This window comes from Nocardia speluncae NBRC 108251 (genome assembly GCF_001613245.1).
Classification (GTDB): Bacteria; Actinomycetota; Actinomycetes; order Mycobacteriales; family Mycobacteriaceae; genus Nocardia; species Nocardia speluncae.
The window spans coordinates 12,087-27,269 of record NZ_BDBZ01000030.1 but is presented as its reverse complement, the minus strand read 5'-3'; the positions used below and the strand labels follow the sequence as shown (position 1 = coordinate 27,269).

Genomic DNA, 15,183 nt, shown 5'->3' with positions numbered 1-15,183 from the left:
CGGTGCCGGTCATCATGGCAGCGACTACGCTAGCGGACTTGTGGATCCCGTCTACCGGACTGTCATCGGGCTGGCCCGGACCGTCTTCTTCCTCGAGGGCCTGAAATTCACCGTCACCGGCGACGAGAACATTCCCGCCACCGGCGGTGCGGTGCTCGCGGTGAATCACACCGGGTACATGGATTTCACGTATGCGGGCCTGCCGGTGCGTACGCCCAAGCGCTACATCCGGTTCATGGCCAAACACGATGTCTTCGAGAACAAGATCTCCGGCCCGATCATGCGGGCCCTGAAACATATTCCGGTCGACCGCACCGCCGGCGCCGACTCGTACCAGGCCGCCCTGGACTATCTTCGCCGCGGCGAACTCGTCGGTGTGTACCCCGAGGCCACGATCAGCCGCAGCTTCGAGATCAAACAGCTGAAATCGGGTGCGGCCCGGATGGCCCTCGAAGCCGATGTGCCGATCATCCCGATCGTCATCTGGGGTGCACAGCGCGTCTGGACCAAGGGGTATCCGAAACGACTCGGCCGCACCAACACCCCGATCTCCATCGCCGTCGGAGAACCGATCCGGCCCTATGAGCCCGCGGCAGAGCTCACCACCGAACTGCGCTCCACGATGCAGCGGCTGCTACACGGGTTACAGGAGAACTACCACCACGAACCCGGCGCCTATTGGGTTCCCGCCCGGCTGGGCGGTAGTGCCCCAACTCTGGAGGAAGCCGACGCGATGGACACCGCCGAAGCAGCGCAGCGCGACGCCCGCAAACAAGCCGGCGACGGCGCTGCGGACGTGTAGCCACCGCGCGGCGATACCGGGGAGCGGTTATATCCGCAGGTAGTGAGCGGAAGTAGCAATGGCGCGGGCGCCGGTTTTCGATATGCTCGCCGGGCTGGTGCCTACGGTGTGCTTCCCCCAGGGCCTACGTGTGGATATCCGCGGCCGGAAGTCCGACAGGGGCAGGACTCCGGCTCCATCGGTCAGTGGGCTCGGCGAGATCCACTACCGCAATCCCCGCCCGAACGGACCCCGGATCGACCTTCCGGAACCCCGGCGACGACCGGCACCGGCCCGATCCCGGACCTGCGCCGTCTCCGAGTTCGCGGTGAGCTCGGAACGACCGGACTGCAAGGTCGCGACGACCACCGCGGTGAGAGTGAGCCCACATCCGGCCAACTTCGCCGGCGACAACGGAGCGCCCGCGGGCAGGAGCCAGTCGAGCAGCACCGAGGTCGTGAGCTGGCCGGCCACGGTACTCAGGCCCATCAGCAGCACCCCCACCCAGCGCACGACCAGCACTCCGGCCGCGATGAACAACACTCCGATCGCGCCGCCCAGGTAGAGCCAGGGCTCGCGGGGGAACTCGGCGGGCGGTCCGATCCGGATCAGTACCAGAGCTTCGATGACAAGAAGGCCCAGCAGCCCGATACCGAAGTTGATCACGGTCGCGGCGAACGGACTACCGGCCGTACCGACCCGCCCATTCCACGCCTGTTGCCATGCCAGCCCGATCCCTGCCAGCACCGGCAGGATCAGCAGGACCGGCCCGGCGGTATCACCGAGCCAAGATGCCGTCGTCGCCTCCGCATCGGACCCCGGCCCGCTGGAGGCGGCCAGCAGCACCGCGCCCACCGCCAGACCCGCCCCGCCCAGCCGAGCCGCGGTGACCGGAGTACGGCCCTGCGGCCCGACCCCCAGCCGATCCACGACCAGGCTGCTCACCAACTGCCCGGATACCGCGCCGACGGTGAACGCGGTGACACCGACAGCGGCGACAGTCAACGACTGACTCGCCACGAACAGCGCCCCGCAGAGCCCGCCGAGCAACTGCCATCGCCGCAACTCCCCCGCGGCCACCGCCACTCGCACCCCGCGCAGGCCCGCCCGCAACCGCGGACTCAGCGCCACCGCGATCAACAGCAGCACGAACCCGCTCCCGAAACTCACCACCGCCGCGGCGACACCATCCGCCAGCCGCGCACCCAGCTCCCCGTTGATCCGCCCCTGCACTGCGACCCCGGCCCCGATCAACAAGCCCAGCCCGAGACCCCACCGCCGCAACACCATGACCGGAACCCTACCGACGGCGGGTTATTCGCCCGGTGACTCGCGGCCGGCATTCGCCGGTAACCAGGCCCGCGCGAGGACCGCGATCCCGGCGAGGGCAATTCCGAGCAGCGCGAGGGTGGAGGAGATCGGCAACCACATCGCCGTCAGGCCGACGAATCCGAATACCGCCAGCGAAACCAATTCCTGCGACAGCCCGGCAACCGACATCACGGTGGCTCGTGCCGGCCCGCTGATGGCGTCCTGCAACCGCGCTTCGGCAACGATGCCCGCGTTGTAGACGATGCCGTAGGAAACAGCCAGCGCCACAAAACCCAGGCCGGTGAGAACATACACAGCTCCCGGCCAGCGGCCTGCCCCGCCCGCGAGCAGTGCGCCCGCGCCGAAGAGTACAGCCGCCGCGCACAGGGCACGGGCCATGGTGCGGGCGTGCATCGCTTCGGTCCGGCCGGCCAGTAGCGAACCCAGCAGCGAACCGACGACCGTCACGCCCACCAGTACCGGCACCACCGAAGTCGCGGCACCGGCCTCACCGGCCAGCAGGCCGAAGTATTCGTCGAAAGCGGTGATCCCGTACAACAGCGCGAGCAGCCCCACACCGAACCGCACCCGCCGGACCCGCACCGCTTCGGTGACACCGGTCCGCAGCATGTGCAGATACCTACGGATCGACCCGTAGCCGCCGGCGGCGGGGTCGGCGGTGGCGGGTCGCGGACTCGGCGTGAGTACGGCCGGGCCCGTCGTATCCGATTCGGTTGCGTGCTCGTCCTCTTCGAGTTCGGCGACCTCGGCTGCCGAAACCGACCGCGGCGCCGACGGCAGGCTGCGCGCCAAAACCGTGTGCAGCACCGCGCAGCCGACGCTGGCCCAGCCCACCAGCTCGTAACCGCCCCACAGATACAACGGGGTCGCGGCGAGTATCGCGAGCACCGCACTGAATTCGCTCGCCGATCGCGTGTAACCGATAACGCGGGCATAAGCGCGGGATTCACCACGGACAGTGAGTTCGTCGTACAGCAGCGCTTCGAAGGTCCCCGACCGCAACGCGCCCGCCACACCCCACAACACGAAACCGAGTGCGAAGCCGAGGTACGAAGGCGCAACCGTCCACAGCAGGAATCCCACGGCCATCAGGAAACCGTTCAGGATCAGCAGGCCACGCCGCGAGACGGTATCGGCCCACGCGCCGGACGGGATCTCACAGACGAAGGCCGTGACCGACCAGAGCGCGAGCAGCAGCGAGATCTGTCCCGGCCCGAATCCGTGATCGGCGAAGAGCAACGCGTACAGCGCGTAGTACGGAATCAAATCTCCGGTCGCGGCGAACAGCATCGCGCGCAGTGTCAGCGCGCGCAGTCCGGTATTCCGCCCGGAACTCACCCGTCGGTGTCAACAGTTGTAGATGACCAAACGCATACAGTCAGCCTTCCGGCAACGGGCCCTCGGGTCAAGGTATTTACTCCGAACACCGCAGGGCCGGGGCGACCTCGACGCCGGACGAATGGCGGCACGGCTGATCACCGGCCGCTGCCCGGGAGATTCAGAGCGGCACCCAGCCGTTCTGTTCTTCCGAGCCGATGCCGAGCGCGCGGGTATTCGCGGCGCCCAGTCCCCGATTCATATCGCTGATCAGATCGGCCACCGGATGCGAATCGCTGTAGTGATACCCCTGGGCCAGGGCGAAACCCAATTCGGTGAGCACAGCCGCCTGATGTTCGGTTTCCACGCCTTCGGCGATGACCTGCAGGTCAAGCGATTTACTCAGCGCCGCGATCACACCGAGCAGCGGCGGGGCCGGGGAATCGGAGCGGATGGCGGCCACGAACGACTGGTCGACCTTGATGATATCGCTGGGCAGGGTCGCCAACCGGCTGAGCGAGGAGTAGCCGGTACCGAAATCGTCGATGGCGATCCGCACGCCCCGGTCGCGCAGGGTGTGCAGATTCGCGATCGCGGTATCCGATTCGGCCGCCAGTTCGGTCTCGGTCACCTCCAGCACCAGCTGATCCGCGGGCCAGCCAGTGGTCTCCAGGATTCCGGCGACCTTGTCCGCGTACCCGGTTTCGGCGAGTTCCAGCCCGCTGACGTTCACATTCAGGGTGAGTGCCAGCGCGGCGAAAGTTTCCTGGAGTTGGGCGGCGTCGGCGCAGGCCCGGCGCAGCACCAGTTCGTCCAGGTCGGCGATGAGGTCGTACTCTTCGGCCACCCGGATCAGACCTTCGGTGGTGACATCCGGTTGCGCGCTCGACGACCAGCGCAACAACGCCTCCACCCCGACCGCTTTCTCGCCGCCGTCGCTGAGACTGACGATCGGCTGGTAGTGCACGTCGAGGGTGCCGTTGTCGATGGCTTCACGCAGTTCCACCGCCAGGGGCGTGCGATGCCCGGATTCCAGAACCGTCCGGTTACGACCGGACTGCTTGGCCCGGTAGAGACCCACATCGGCACGACTCACCAGCAGGGAGGCCGATTCCCCGGTCTGCCAGGAAGTGACACCCGCCGAGCATCCGGTGCTCACCGCGGCCCGCAACTGCTCGGTGAGCAGGATGGCCGCCTGTTCGGTGGTGCCCGGCAGCAGCGCCGCGAAGACGTCGCCGCCGTAACGGGCCAGCCGCTGACCGGGTCCCAGCAATCCGGCCCAGGTATCGGCGACCTTCTGCAGCACCGCGTCACCGGCGCGATGGCCGAGGTGATCGTTGACTTTCTGGAAGCGGTCCAGATCGACCAGCACCAATGCCAGTGCCTGACCGGAGCGGTCGGCGTGTTCGATGGCGGTGTTCAGGGCACGATCGAACCCGCGCCGGTTCAGCAACCCGGTCAGCGTGTCGATATCGGCTTCCGACGCCATCCGGGTGAGGATGCCCACCACGACACCGACGCCGAAGGTGATCCCCGCCGGAATCATCCCCGACCACCACGGCAGCCCCGCCCGCGTCGGCAGGACCCACAAGCACAGCGCCATACAGAGAGCGATATGCGCGGCGGCCTGCGTCCAGGCGAAGAACAGCGCGGCATCACAGGCGACGAAGACGTAGAACGAGGCCAGGGCGATCGCCGCGACGGTATTGGGGAACGAGTGCACGGCGATGGTCACCAGGATTGTCGCCATCACGACGTAGCCGTGGTGCAGCCAGTGCGGCATCCGGGGCCCCCAGCCGAGCAGGCTGATCCCCAGCAGCAGCGCCACCGCCGCGGCCGAGCCGACCAGTTCGCGATTGCCCTCGTCGCCCGGATAAAGCACCTGAGTGGGCGCGATGGCGGTCACCAGGAGACCCAGCACACCGCCCATGACGTAGAACGCCCCGGTGGTCCGGGACATGACCCTGGCCGTCGCCACACCCGACGCGGCCCGTACCCGCGTCCGGGTATCGCCGCGAGACCCGCTTCCTCGCACGATGAACAGCCTAAACAACGAGTTCACTGCACGGCGACCCAACCGGGTATATCGAGTACCCCGAAACTGGTGAATTGAACCGTTCAGCCCGCCGGGGTCAGTACATCGGTACCCACGAACGGCACCAGGGCGGCGGGCACCCGGACCGAACCGTCGGCCTGCTGGTGGTTCTCCAGCAGTGCGACCAGCCACCGAGTGGTGGCCAGTGTTCCGTTCAGCGTCGCCGCGATCTGCGGTTTTCCGTTCTCGTCGCGATAACGGACCGATAGCCGGCGCGCCTGGAAGGTGGTGCAGTTCGACGTCGAGGTGAGTTCGCGGTAGGTGCCTTGGCTGGGCACCCAGGCCTCACAGTCGTATTTGCGGGCGGCCGAACTGCCCAGATCGCCCGCGGCGACATCGATGATCCGGTACGGCACGTCGAGGGCGGCGAGCATCTCGCGCTCCCAGGCCAGCAGCCGCTGATGTTGGGCATCTGCGTCCTCAGGCCGGCAGTAGACGAACATCTCGACCTTGTCGAACTGGTGCACTCGGATGATTCCCTGGGTGTCCTTGCCGTAGCTGCCGGCTTCCCGGCGGAAACACGACGACCAGCCCGCGTAGCGTTTGGGCCCGGCACCGAGATCCAGGATTTCGCCGGAGTGGTATCCGGCCAGCGGCACCTCGGAGGTACCGACCAGGTACAGATCGTCTTCCTCGAGGTGGTACACCTCGGCCGAATGCTGACCCAGGAACCCGGTTCCGGCCATGATCTCGGGGCGGACCAGCACCGGCGGGATCATCATCGTGAACCCGTTGGCCACCGCACGTTGCGCCGCCAGCTGCAACAGCCCCAGCTGCAGCAATGCGCCGTAGCCGGTGAGGAAATAGAACCGCGAGCCCGATACTTTGGCCCCGCGTTCCATATCGAGTACGCCCAGTGATTCGCCGAGGTCCAGGTGGTCGCGCGGCGTGAAATCGAATTCGGGCACATCGCCGACGGTCTCGAGCAGGACGAAATCGTCCTCGCCACCGGCCGGTGCGCCGGCCTGGACGATATTCGAGATCGCGCGGTGCGCTTCCTGCAGTTCGGCCTCTGCGGCGTGCTCCGCGGCCTCGGCCGTTTTCACCGCGGCCGACATCTGCTGCGCCTGCTCCAGCAGCGCCGGCCGCTCTTCCTTACTCGCCTTACCGACCTGCTTGCCCATGGCCTTGTGCTCGGCCCGCAATTTATCGGCGGTGGCGATCGCGGACCGGCGCGCGCTATCGGCGGTGAGCAGCGCGTCGACGAGTGCCGGGTCCTCGCCCCGGGCTCGCTGCGAGGCGCGGACCAGCTCGGGATCATCGCGCAGGAGTCGGAGGTCGATCATGGCTGACCAGCGTAATGGGCTCGGTTTTCCGGTCTCAACCGAGTATCTCCCCCACCGGTCCGGCGGCCGGTCCTGCCGGTTCTCGCACAAGTGCGCCATACCGATCGGCCGGGTTCATGGCACGTTCGGGTGTGGCGCTGCCATGATGGACCGCGATGTCCTCCGAAAATGAGCCTGCAAACCGGCCCGGCCTGCGTGGCGGCCCATCGTTGCGCTCGCGTACCGCCCGCCCGGGCCGCGGTCGCAAGACCGATACCGCGCGTCCTCGGCCCGGTGGCCCGGCATCTCCCGATACACCGGACCACGATCGGGGGGCGGTCCGCACCCCGGGCCGGGGAAAACGGCCGGGCGCGGCAGGTTCGCGTCCGGGCGGGAAAGGCATACCGAAGCGGATCCCCGCACCGCGGTTGCGCTGGAGTCTGCTCGCGGTGGCCGTCGGTGCGATCGTCGCGGCGTTGCTCACGCTGATGCTCAGCGGGTTCGACAACAATTCGAACCTGCAGGCACGCAGCCCGGGCGGTGCGGTCGCGAAAGCGGACAAGGTATTCGCTTCGGTGGCTCCCGGTGATTGCCTCACCTGGACCAAACCCGACCATTCGGACCTGGTGGAACTCGATTGCGCCGAGGAGCACCTGTTCGAGGTCACCGATACAGTCGACCTGAGCCGGTATCCCGGCGCGGAATTCGGGCCCGGCGCGGTCTGGCCGGATTCGCTGCGGCTCACCGAACTCCGCGAGGAACACTGCGCACCGGCCGCCCAGCGCTACCTCAACGGCCGGTTCGATCCGCGCGGCAAGTACGCGGTGGGATTGATGTATCCGAGCAATGACGGCTGGAACAACTCCGGTGATCGCATACTGCGCTGCGGTTTGCAGGTTCCGGGGCTGAGCGGCAACCCGCTGCCCAATACCGGCCGCGTGGCCGAAGGCGACCAGTCCAAGGTGTACGAGCCTGGCGTATGCCTCGGGATCAGCCAGAATCTGCCGACCGATCCCGTCGACTGCACCCAGGAACATGCCGTCGAGATCGCCGCCACGGTCGATCTGTCCGCCCGGTTCCCCGGCGGGCCGCCGTCCAGAGAGGATCAGGACAAATTCCTGGAAGAAGAATGCGGCCGGACCACAAACGACTATCTCGGCGGCCCGCATGTGCTGCGGGACAAGACGCTGACGGTGTTCTTCGACTTCCTCGACGCGCGCAGCTGGCTGGCCGGTAGCCGGAAATTGAACTGCATGGTCGGAAAGGGCGCGGACCAGGAAGGTTTCGCACCGATCGTGGGTCCGGCCCGCGGTCGTGTCCTGATCGACGGTCAAGAGCCGGTGCCGCCGCCGAACTCGGGCCGCTCCACCCCGACCCCGCTGCCGGGTGCGGCGCCGCTGCCCCCGCAGCCGGAACCGCGGCCCGCGCCGCGCTGAGGCGGAACATCACTATGCCGGTATCCATGTCGGAGACCCGTTTCGAAGAGCTAGTCGGGGACGCGCTGGACCTGATCCCCCCGGAGTTGTCCCGAGCCATCGACAACGTGGTCGTGCTGATCGAGCCGCGTAATCCCGACGATCCGCACCTGTTGGGGCTCTACCACGGGATCGCGCTCACCGAGCGCGACAGTCATTACGGCGGTTCGCTTCCCGATACGATCACCGTCTATCGGGATGCCCTGTTGTCGATCTGCGCCGACGAGGACGAAGTGGTGGAGGAGGTGCGAATCACCGTGATCCACGAAATCGCACATTATTTCGGGATTGACGAAGCCCGGCTCCATCAGTTGGGATGGGGTTAAGCTGATCCTGGTCTACGCGACGCGCCGGCAGGGGATGCACGGGCGCGGCGCCGGACCGCACCGGAAGAAATTCTGGATTCGATGGAACCGCTCGCGGGGGTGTCGCGTCCAATGTACTCGTAGGGGGAATTCTCGTGGTTCCGCCCAAGAGCCGCCACAAGAAGGAGTCGAGGACATGATTGGCAATGTCGGCGTCACACCTGAGCTCATCCTTGCCGCCGCGGTCGAACTGGACCTGCTCGCCGACCGGCTGGCCGGGGTCGCCGCGGCCACCGTACCAGCCACATATGTCGCGCCGTCCGGCGCCGACGAGGCGTCGATACACGGTGCGATGCATATGAACAAGGGCGCGGCCACCCACCAAACCTCGCTTGCGCAAGCAGTTCTCGAACTGCACCACACCGCCGCGATCCTGCGTACCCAGCTCGCCGGATACCTCGCCCAGGACGCCGCTTCGGCGGGCGTACTGGCGCTCACCGGCGCACCGTTCGGCGCGATCAGCGCCTAGGCCACCGATGATCGAAGAGGTGCCGCGCCGCAGCACAGACCACGAGCGCGTGTGGCGCGAATGCCGAAGTATCAGCGATAGTTCACAAGGGGAGAAACAAGCATGACCGCAGGTATCACCGGGGTGTTCTGGCTGCCCAGACTCGCCGAGGGGAATTCGATCGCACTGAATGCGGGGTCGCACGCCATCCCGATGTCCGCGGCCGCCACCTCATGGGGCGCGCTCACCGGGGCCTGGGTGGATGCCACCGCCACCGCGGTCCGGGTGATGGCCGAACTCGGCGTCGGCCTGCAGAGCGTCAACGGTATCGGCGCGCTGGCCCGGCTGGTCGGTTTCACCGGGTGGGCCGAGCAGCAGGGGGTGATGTCCGCGGCCCTGGGTACCAAGGCGGCTTCCCAGGCCACCGCCTACACGGTCGCTTCGATCGCCATGCCGAGCCTGCCGGAGATCGCGGCGGTGAACGCGGCGCGCGCCGCGGCACACAGCACCGGCGGCGTGCTCAACGGCAGCTCCGAGATCGCGGAAGCCGCCAAGGCCGCAATGGATCTGCGCGCGGCGCTCACCATGGAGACCTACGAGGCGGTCATTACCACGCTGGTGCTGACGCCGGGTGAATTCCTGAATCCGCCGCCGATAGCCAACGGCGCCGGAATTGCCGATCCGGGCCCCGCCGAGGATGCCATGAAGGAAGCCAACGGCGATCCGGTGAAGATGCTGGCCGCGGCGGGTAGTGCGCTGGCACAGAACCCCGGCGTCGCGAGCGCGGTTACCCAGGCGGCGAATGTCGCCGGTTCGGTGGCGAGTACCGGTGTCACCACGGTCGGCAATCTGGGCGCCAATGCCATCGCGGCAGCCACCACCACATCGGCGCCGGCCTCGATGGCCCCCCTTCCCGGCGTGGTGACCGGTGCGGTCGCGGCGTCCACGGCCGCGGCGACCACCAGGGCCGGTGGGATGCCCAGCTCGGCCCTGGGTCTGAACAACGGTGGGCTCAAAGTGCCCGAGGGCTGGGGCGCGCCCCCAGCCGGCGGCGGCGCGCCCGCTACCGAATCCGTCGCCGTGACGCGTGGTGACGCCGCCCCCGTCCGCCCCACGGGCGCCGGTACCGGGAGCCCGCTGATGGGTAATGCCCGCGCCGACGGTGAGGACGAGCAGGACCACGACGCAGCCGATTACCTGCGCGGTGATCACTTCGCCGATGGGCGCTACATCGCGGACGGTGTCATCGGCGCCGAACCCCAGCGGTCGGACAAGTGACGGTGCTCGGTGCGGGGCGCGGGCCGTCCATGCTCGCGGCGGTCCATCTATCGCTCGACGAAATGCAGTATCTCCTGGAGAAACTGGAGATCGACGAGGTACCCGTCGTGCTCGACGCACGGGGTCGCTACGACAACGAAGTCGACCACGACAGAGCGATGAGCGCAGCCGAGCAGTTGCTGACCGAACGGGAACTGCTCGAGGGCGACCGTATCCATCCGGATCTCGCGGACCGGCTGCGTGGCCTGTACCGGCCGCACTGGGTGGTCGCGCTGCGACTCTTCGTCGGCGGTCAGGCGAGCCGAATGTGCCTGGCGAAGGGCGACGATCTGCTGACAATCGCCCTTCGCGGCCCGGAGTCCTACATGATCGACGAGGCCGGCGAGGATCTGCCGGGCCCGGTGATCGCGGCACTCGGCTACGCCGAACCGCTGGAGCTGACCGGGATGAACGCGCCCACCGAACAGCTCGTGCCGATTTTCGACGACGCCGGGGATCCGGCGGCCACGGCGGCTCGGCTGGCGAAGGTCGGCAATCCCGCACGCGATGCGCAGACCATCGCATCGGCCATGGCGCATTGCGAATCGCACGCCGAAATCGCCGGGGTCGTCTACGGGGACGCGAGTCGCGATGTCGCCGATAACCATATCGCCGTATTCAATACGCGGGCGGGCCGTTTCATCGCCACCGCCAGCGTCGCGGACGACGGAACCAAATGGACTTCGTTCAGCAGCGGTACGGATGCCCGGCTGCGAATCGCCCTGCAGGATCTGATCAATTCGCTGCCCGAGCGTTCGGAATTCCCTACCAATCCTGCGCTGGCCTGATAAGCCGGCCGGTCGAAGCCGATTCACCCCTGTGCGTTGCTCACGCACAGGGGTCGGCCGGTAACTCCGAACCCGACATACTGTGCCCAGGCAATGAGCGTCCGAGGGCCGCGCGTTACCCCATGGGATCGTCGGCGCCGAATTCGGCTTTACCGCCGAACGGCGGTGCGAACCGGCCCCAGCGGACACATTCCCAGCCACCACCGGGCCGTGCGACCAATTCGATCGTCTCGGTGTTGTCCAGATGATTGTTGGTGGTGAAGGGCGGCGCCACCCCGGCCAGTTCACGGCCCAGCAACCGCATGGCCGCGCCGTGGGTCACCACCAGAACATCGCCGCCGCCACCGGCTTCCAGCAGGAATTCGGTACGCAGACCGGTGATTGCCGGCAGGAATCGGTCGAGCACATCACGACCCGATTCTCCGCCGGGGACGCGCTCGGTCAGCCTGCCCTCATGCCAGGATCGGTAGATCGCCTGGAACTGTTCGTGGGCTTCGGGGCTGGCCGATCCATCCAGATCGCCCAGCTGCACCTCGTGGACGTCATCGCGTGCTATAGCGCGCACCCCGGTGGCTGCTTCGATGTAGCCGGCGGTCTGGCGAGCGCGCAGCGCATGCGAATGGAAGAGCGCGCGCGGCGGGGTCAGCAGTCTCTCACCGAATGCCTTGGCCTGGGCGGCGCCGCGCTCGGTAAGCGGTAGACCGGGCAGTTTGGTGTCCAGGATCTTGGCGACGTTACCTTCGGTTTCGCCGTGCCGGACCAGGATGAGCTTGGCGGTCACAGGTCGGCCACCCCTTTACGTAGCTGGGTCAGCCAGAGCGCTGCATCCTCATCCGATGGTGGCGGGGTGCCGTTCGCGGAGGTAGCGGGCCAGGAGCCGAGGAACCGGATATGCGCCGTGCGGTGCAGCGCCTTCAATGCCTCGGCGACCGCGGCGTCTTCGATATGGCCGACGCAGTCGAGGTAGAAACGGTAGGTGCCCATACCGGTCCTGGTGGGCCGGGATTCGATTCGGGTGAGATCGATTCCGCGGGTGGAGAATTCGGCGAAAGCACGCATGAGGGAGCCGGGCATGTTCGGTAGTTCCTCGATCACGATCGAGGTGCGGTCGCTGCCGGTGGGGGCCGGCGCCACGCGCGGCGCAGTAACCAGTACGAAGCGAGTGACTGCTTGGTCGTGGTCGGCGACCCCGGCGGCGAGCACGGCCAAACCGAGCCGCTCTCCTGCCAGCGCGGTGGACACTGCGGCGTCCGCCAGCCCGTCGCGGACGTCCTCCGCGGCCGCGGCGTTGGAGTTCGAGGTGTGAATCGAGATATCGGTCCAGGTATCGGCCACCCAGTTGCGGACCTGCGCCAGCGCGACCGGGTAGGCGGCCAGGGACCGGACGGCGGCTGTATCGGTTCCGGGCCGGGTGAGGATGGTGAACGTCACTTCCAGTTCGGCTTCGGCGATGATCTGTAGCCGCGGTCCGATGGCCAGCGAGTCCAGCGTCGCCGAGATGGAGCCTTCCACCGAGCTCTCGATCGGCACCACCGCCGCGGCCACCGATCCCGCACGAACCAGATCCAGGGCGGCCGCCTGGCTGGGGGCGGCGATCCGCTCGACCGGCCCGTCGAAGGACCCCGAGCTCTCGAATTCGGCGAGGGCCATCTCGGTGAATGTTCCGGACGGACCGAAATAGGCGATACGCGGCACGTCTACGAGCCTACTGGTGCGGGCGGTGTGCTCGCCTCCGGTATCGGGCACGCTGATGGGCGGGCGGGGAACCCGCACGGAGGCACCGGCCGGTCAGCTCCCGGTCTCCTCTGGGCGTAGTGCCGCGCGAAGCGCGCGCTCGATCTCTACCGGCGTATCGCTCTCGATCCCGAGCAGTACTTCCCGGACGGAGTCCGCTGCTCCGCTGGAAAGGCCGGCCAAGAATGCGGTATCCGGGCTGTTCAGTGCCTTGCGGATATTTTCGCCACACAGCGCGGCGACTGTGCCGGCAAGAACCGCCAGAGCCTGTGCACCGTCCTGCGCGCGGGCCACGAAACCATCCGGGCGGTGGGCGGCATCGGCCAGGAAGTCGGCGATTTGTTCGCCCGGCAGGGCCGGGTCCAGCCGGCGTTCGCCCGTGAATTGCCCCACTGGTACGACAAGGCCGTCCATCAGTCCGCGTTCGACCACGCGTTTGGGAACAGTCAGTTCCACCAGTACCGGTTCAGACTCGCCCGCGACCACTCTTCGATCGTAGGCAGGCCGTCCTAGGCAGCGGGCGACCGGCCCTGCCACCGGATGCGGAATCCCGTGGGCGACTTACGTGGCGATCCTCTTGCGTCGCACCCGAGTTTAACTTAGCTTAGGTTTACCTAATTCTCGATCGTGAAGTCGGGTACGCCCGCACTGGAGGTACCGATGGCGCCGACCGCCCCCGCCCCGTCCACCGCCGAACGCGTCCGCAGCGCCTGCGCACACGCCGAACAGGCCGTTCTCGCACTGCCCGGCGCCGACCCGACCCCGGTCCCAGTGCACTATCTGCGCCAGTGTGGCGATGTGGTGATCGCGGTACCGAACGAAAGCGCCGCGGTCTACGCCGCTCGGGAACAGGTCGCGGGTGCACCGGCCGTTCTCGAACTCACCGATCACGCCCCTTTACCGCTGCGCGAACCGGTCCGAGCGCTCGTCTGGCTGCGCGGCTGGATCCGCGCGGTGCCCGCCCGCGCCCAGCGCACCCTGGTCACCGCCGTCGCGGAGGAATACCCGCATCCCGGCCTGCTCGATATCGGCCACACCACCACCCTGCTCCGCCTGGTGTTGAACTCGGCGGTCGTCGCCGATTCGGCCGGCGCGGAATCGGTCTGCGTCGACGATCTTCGACTCGCCACCCCCGACCCGTTCTGCGGGATGGAATCGGCCTGGCTGCAGCACCTGGACGCCGACCACGGCGATGTGGTCGCGCAATTGGCCCGGCACCTGCCGGCCAGGCTGCGCCACGGCCGGATCCACCCACTGGCCATCGATCGCTACGGCCTCACACTTCGTATCGAAGGAATCGAAGGCGATCACGATTTCCGCCTGCCCTTCGCCACGCCCGCCGACGATGTCGAGGCACTGAGCAGGGCGGTCCGCACCCTCGCCGGCTGCCCGTTCCTCAACGGTTTGCGTTCCATCTGAAACGGCACCCCACCTCGGACCACACTTCCGGGCAGTAGGCCCATAAGTTCGGTACATGAGCGAAAGCGGTGGGACGGTCGCTGACCGGCTGCGGGAACAGCGGGCGGTCCGGCTCGAGATTCTCGTCGTCCTGAGTGTCACATTCGGCCTGAGCGGGATCAATGCCGCACTGTCGCTGCTGGAGAGCGCGCTGGCGCCGGGCGGTGTCGGCGAGCAGACCGTCGCGTTGAATTCATCCCGGACGAGTCAGGCGGTGCTGGACCTCCTGTTCCAGCTGCTCGGTGTGGCGCGTTTGGCCGCGTGGGCGGGGCTCGCACTGTATCTGCTGTGGCGCAGTGGGCTGGGACCCCGGGCGATCGGGCTGGCCCGGATACGTTTCCGGCCCGACCTACTGCACGGGCTACTGCTCGCGGCAGTGATCGGGTTTCCGGGTTTGGGGTTGTATCTCATCGCCCAGAGCCTGGGAATCAATGTCACCATCGTGCCGGACGCGCTGGCCGACCACTGGTGGCGGATGCCGGCGCTGGTGCTTTCCGCATGCGCGAATTCGGGTGCCGAGGAGATCGTGGTGGTCGCCTACTTGCTGACCAGGCTGCGCGCGCTGGGCTGGTCGGATAATTCGGCACTGGCCGCTTCGGCGCTGCTGCGCGGCAGCTATCACCTCTACCAGGGGCTCGGTGGGGGGATCGGCAACGTGGTGATGGGCGTGATCTTCGGGCGGTACTGGCAGCGCACCGGCCGGCTGTGGCCGTTGGTCATTGCCCATGCGGTGATCGATGTGGTGGCCTATATCGGCTACGGAGTGCTGCGCGGGCGGGTGGCGTGGCTGCCGTGACGTCCGGCGCGT

General features: G+C 67.5%; 15 protein-coding genes. 8 read left to right on the top strand and 7 right to left on the bottom strand.

Annotated features, from left to right (window positions below; translation table 11 throughout):
* Positions 1-40: 40 nt before the first annotated feature.
* Complete coding sequence (locus tag NS6_RS22765) at positions 41-802, top strand: lysophospholipid acyltransferase family protein (protein WP_068045002.1); 762 nt, start codon at positions 41-43, stop codon at positions 800-802.
* A 204-nt stretch (positions 803-1,006) separates the two neighbouring features.
* On the opposite strand, the gene NS6_RS22760 is transcribed toward NS6_RS22765, so the two are convergent.
* The 4 genes from NS6_RS22760 to serS all read right to left on the bottom strand — a co-directional run bounded on the left by NS6_RS22760 (position 1,007) and on the right by serS (position 6,811).
* Positions 1,007-2,071: a DMT family transporter gene (locus NS6_RS22760; protein WP_068045001.1), complete on the bottom strand. Its 1,065-nt coding sequence runs from the start codon at positions 2,069-2,071 to the stop codon at positions 1,007-1,009.
* 24 nt (positions 2,072-2,095) lie between these two features.
* Positions 2,096-3,451 (bottom strand): MFS transporter, encoded by a 1,356-nt coding sequence (locus NS6_RS22755; protein ID WP_371859352.1) that lies wholly within the window; start codon positions 3,449-3,451, stop codon positions 2,096-2,098.
* Positions 3,452-3,611: 160 nt separating this feature from the next.
* Positions 3,612-5,390 carry a putative bifunctional diguanylate cyclase/phosphodiesterase gene (locus NS6_RS22750; protein ID WP_068044997.1) on the bottom strand — a complete coding sequence of 593 codons (1,779 nt, stop codon included), beginning with the start codon at positions 5,388-5,390 and terminating at the stop codon, positions 3,612-3,614.
* Between the two features lie 158 nt (positions 5,391-5,548).
* Complete coding sequence (serS, locus tag NS6_RS22745; RefSeq protein WP_068044994.1) at positions 5,549-6,811, bottom strand: serine--tRNA ligase; 1,263 nt, start codon at positions 6,809-6,811, stop codon at positions 5,549-5,551.
* 428 nt (positions 6,812-7,239) lie between these two features.
* Here serS and NS6_RS22740 point away from each other — a divergent pair, with 428 nt between their 5' ends.
* The 5 genes from NS6_RS22740 to NS6_RS22720 all read left to right on the top strand — a co-directional run bounded on the left by NS6_RS22740 (position 7,240) and on the right by NS6_RS22720 (position 11,183).
* Positions 7,240-8,226 (top strand): septum formation family protein, encoded by a 987-nt coding sequence (locus NS6_RS22740; RefSeq protein WP_307648224.1) that lies wholly within the window; start codon positions 7,240-7,242, stop codon positions 8,224-8,226.
* Between the two features lie 14 nt (positions 8,227-8,240).
* The gene (locus NS6_RS22735) at positions 8,241-8,591 is read left to right on the top strand and encodes a metallopeptidase family protein (protein ID WP_068044991.1); all 351 of its coding nucleotides are present in this window, start codon (positions 8,241-8,243) and stop codon (positions 8,589-8,591) included.
* Between the two features lie 175 nt (positions 8,592-8,766).
* Positions 8,767-9,099, top strand: coding sequence for a PE family protein (locus NS6_RS22730; RefSeq protein WP_062971714.1), 333 nt, complete (start codon positions 8,767-8,769; stop codon positions 9,097-9,099).
* Between the two features lie 102 nt (positions 9,100-9,201).
* On the top strand, positions 9,202-10,356 hold the full coding sequence (locus NS6_RS22725) for a PPE domain-containing protein (RefSeq protein WP_068044990.1): 1,155 nt from the start codon (positions 9,202-9,204) through the stop codon (positions 10,354-10,356).
* Entirely contained in the window at positions 10,353-11,183 is an 831-nt protein-coding gene (locus NS6_RS22720) for an ESX secretion-associated protein EspG (RefSeq protein ID WP_084471320.1), read from the top strand. Before NS6_RS22725 ends, NS6_RS22720 begins: the two co-directional genes overlap by 4 nt.
* A 115-nt stretch (positions 11,184-11,298) precedes the next feature.
* On the opposite strand, the gene NS6_RS22715 is transcribed toward NS6_RS22720, so the two are convergent.
* The 3 genes from NS6_RS22715 to NS6_RS22705 form a co-directional block, all read right to left on the bottom strand.
* Positions 11,299-11,964: a histidine phosphatase family protein gene (locus NS6_RS22715; RefSeq protein WP_068044989.1), complete on the bottom strand. Its 666-nt coding sequence runs from the start codon at positions 11,962-11,964 to the stop codon at positions 11,299-11,301.
* Positions 11,961-12,878: a prephenate dehydratase gene (gene pheA / locus NS6_RS22710; protein WP_068045240.1), complete on the bottom strand. Its 918-nt coding sequence runs from the start codon at positions 12,876-12,878 to the stop codon at positions 11,961-11,963. The genes NS6_RS22715 and pheA overlap by 4 nt, the downstream gene beginning before the upstream one ends.
* Positions 12,879-12,971: 93 nt before the next feature.
* Positions 12,972-13,403: a hypothetical protein gene (locus tag NS6_RS22705; RefSeq protein WP_068044988.1), complete on the bottom strand. Its 432-nt coding sequence runs from the start codon at positions 13,401-13,403 to the stop codon at positions 12,972-12,974.
* Positions 13,404-13,577: 174 nt separating this feature from the next.
* Between NS6_RS22705 and NS6_RS22700 the strand changes: the two genes are divergently transcribed.
* Entirely contained in the window at positions 13,578-14,336 is a 759-nt protein-coding gene (locus tag NS6_RS22700; RefSeq protein ID WP_068045237.1) for a DUF2470 domain-containing protein, read from the top strand.
* Between the two features lie 55 nt (positions 14,337-14,391).
* Positions 14,392-15,171, top strand: a complete 780-nt coding sequence (locus NS6_RS22695; protein ID WP_068044987.1) for a CPBP family intramembrane glutamic endopeptidase — start codon at positions 14,392-14,394, stop codon at positions 15,169-15,171.
* Positions 15,172-15,183 lie beyond the last annotated feature (12 nt).

Coding starts and splice junctions, on each gene's coding strand:
- NS6_RS22725 (WP_068044990.1), top strand. CDS start 9,202: ATGACCGCAGGTATCACCGGGGTGTTCTGGCTGCCCAGACTCGCCGAG.
- NS6_RS22695 (WP_068044987.1), top strand. CDS start 14,392: ATGAGCGAAAGCGGTGGGACGGTCGCTGACCGGCTGCGGGAACAGCGG.
- NS6_RS22730 (WP_062971714.1), top strand. CDS start 8,767: ATGATTGGCAATGTCGGCGTCACACCTGAGCTCATCCTTGCCGCCGCG.
- NS6_RS22700 (WP_068045237.1), top strand. CDS start 13,578: ATGGCGCCGACCGCCCCCGCCCCGTCCACCGCCGAACGCGTCCGCAGC.
- serS (WP_068044994.1), bottom strand. CDS start 6,811: ATGATCGACCTCCGACTCCTGCGCGATGATCCCGAGCTGGTCCGCGCC.
- NS6_RS22735 (WP_068044991.1), top strand. CDS start 8,241: ATGCCGGTATCCATGTCGGAGACCCGTTTCGAAGAGCTAGTCGGGGAC.
- NS6_RS22760 (WP_068045001.1), bottom strand. CDS start 2,071: ATGGTGTTGCGGCGGTGGGGTCTCGGGCTGGGCTTGTTGATCGGGGCC.
- NS6_RS22750 (WP_068044997.1), bottom strand. CDS start 5,390: ATGTCCCGGACCACCGGGGCGTTCTACGTCATGGGCGGTGTGCTGGGT.